The sequence below is a fragment of the Nocardia sp. NPDC050799 genome (assembly GCF_040654015.1).
In the GTDB taxonomy this organism is placed as follows: Bacteria; Actinomycetota; Actinomycetes; order Mycobacteriales; family Mycobacteriaceae; genus Nocardia.
The window spans coordinates 33,737-35,437 of record NZ_JBFAHF010000018.1; the positions used below are offsets into that span (position 1 = coordinate 33,737).

1 protein-coding gene is annotated in these 1,701 nt (G+C 67.3%); it reads left to right on the forward strand.

The window, feature by feature from the left end; all coding sequences use genetic code 11:
* Positions 1–70 precede the first annotated feature (70 nt).
* The coding region (locus AB0H42_RS19665; protein ID WP_357057646.1) for an IPT/TIG domain-containing protein at positions 71–1,701 on the forward strand (1,631 nt) is incomplete at its 3' end.

A 1,701-nucleotide genomic window follows, 5' to 3' on the forward strand; every position in this document is an offset into this window, starting at 1 on the left:
CGCGACTTCGTTCACGGTCAACTCCTCGACGCAGATCACGGCGGTGACGCCTGCCCATTCGGTCGGGACGGTGTCGGTCACCGCCACCACAGCCGGCGGAACAAGCAACGGGGTCTCCTACACCTACGTCGCGGTACCCACCCTCACCACGGCGGCGCCCAACGCGGGTTCGGTGACCGGTGGCACCACGGTTGTCCTCACCGGCACGAACCTGACCGGTGCGACCGCGGTGAATTTCGGTGGCACACCGGCAACCTCGTTCACGGTCAACTCCTCGACGCAGATCACGGCCGTCGCTCCCGCAGGTGCGGCCGGAACAGTGTCGGTCACCGTCACCACCGTGGGTGGTACCAGCAACGGCGTCTCCTACACCTACGTCGCGGTACCCACCCTCACCACCATTGCACCGAACGCCGGTCCGGTGACCGGCGGGACCACGGTTGTGCTCACCGGAACAGGTTTGACCGGTGCCACCGCGGTAAATTTCGGTGCCACCCCGGCGACCTCGTTCGTCGTGGACTCCGCCACCCAGATCACCGCCGTCGCCCCCGCAGGTGCGGCCGGAACAGTGTCGGTGACCGTCACTACAACCGGTGGTACAAGTAACGGTGTCGCGTACACCTACGTCGTAGTGCCGACACTGACCACCATCGCACCGAACGCCGGTCCGGTGACCGGCGGCACCACGGTTGTGCTCACCGGAACAGGACTGACCGGAGCCACCGCAGTGAATTTCGGTGCTAACCCGGCAACCTCGTTCGTGGTGGACTCCGCCACCCAGATCACCGCCGTCGCCCCCGCAGGAGCAGCCGGAACGATACTGGTCACCGTCACCACCGTGGGTGGCACCAGCAACGGCGTCTCCTACACCTACGTCGCGGTACCCACCCTCACCACGGCGGCACCCAACGCCGGCCCCGTGACCGGCGGCACCACGGTCGTGCTCACCGGAACAGGTTTGACCGGAGCCACCGCGGTGAACTTCGGTGCCACCCCGGCAACCTCGTTCGTCGTGGACTCCGACACCCAGATCACCGCCGTCGCCCCCGCCGGGTCGGCAGGGTCGATACTGGTCACGGTCACCACCGTGGGTGGAACAAGCAATGGCGTCTCCTACACCTACGTCGTAGTGCCGACACTGACCACCATCGCCCCGAACGCCGGTCCGGTGACCGGCGGGACGACGGTCGTGCTCACCGGCACAGGTTTGACCGGAGCCACCGCGGTGAACTTCGGTGCCACCCCGGCAACCTCGTTCGTCGTGGACTCCGACACCCAGATCACCGCCGTCGCCCCCGCAGGTGCGGCCGGAACAGTGTCGGTCACCGCTACCACCGTGGGTGGAACGAGTAACGGCGTCTCCTACACCTACGTCGTAGTGCCGACACTGACCACCATCGCCCCGAACGCCGGTCCCGTGACCGGTGGGACCACGGTTGTCCTCACCGGCACAGGTTTGACCGGAGCCACCGCGGTGAACTTCGGTGCCACCCCGGCAACCTCGTTCGTCGTGGACTCGGCGACGCAGATCACGGCGGTCGCTCCCGCAGGAGCGGCCGGAACAGTGTCGGTCACGGTCACCACCGTGGGTGGAACAAGCAATGGCGTCTCCTACACCTACGTCGCGGTACCCACCCTCACCACGGCGGCACCGAACGCCGGTCCGGTGACCGGCGGGACGACGGTCGTGCTCACCGGCAC